At 72.9% G+C, this 473-nt stretch carries 1 pseudogene; it reads left to right on the forward strand.

Annotation, left to right across the window (positions count from 1 at the left end):
• Positions 1-289 precede the first annotated feature (289 nt).
• Positions 290-473: pseudogene (locus tag A6V37_RS40730) on the forward strand (CAF17-like 4Fe-4S cluster assembly/insertion protein YgfZ); the annotation flags it as partial.

Consider the following 473-nt stretch of genomic DNA (forward strand, 5'->3'; position numbering starts at 1 on the left):
TGCGTGGTGGCCGGAGTGCACAGGAGGTGTGTGTCGAGGTGGTCGCGGACGGGAACTGTCCGGCTCGGGCGTGGAGAGGGTGACGAGGGAACGGGGTGACGAGGTCAGGGAAGCAGGGTAGGCAGTTGTGAGTGAGGACGAGGGGGGGCAGCGCGTGGGCGCACCCGGCCGGTGCGGTTGGGGGGAGGGAGGGCGGGGGCAGGCCGCAGGGGAAATGCGCGGAGGGCTGGGGGTGGAGGGGGGGGGGCCGCGTGTCAACGAGGCGGGGGGGGAGCAGTGCGGGACGCAAATGGGGAAGGTGGAGGTGCGAGGCGTGGTGAAGTGCCGCAAAGGCTGCGAGCGCGGCCAGGAAGTGGGGGCGGGGAGCGAGTATGGGGGCGCGATCAAGCGGCGGAGCTCGCTCGCCAACGTGGCGGGCGAGGTGGACACGGTGCGCGCCGGCGCGGAACTGTTCCAGGCGGACGATCGGGGCG

This window comes from Paraburkholderia ginsengiterrae (genome assembly GCF_001645125.1).
GTDB lineage: Bacteria > Pseudomonadota > Gammaproteobacteria > Burkholderiales > Burkholderiaceae > Paraburkholderia > Paraburkholderia ginsengiterrae.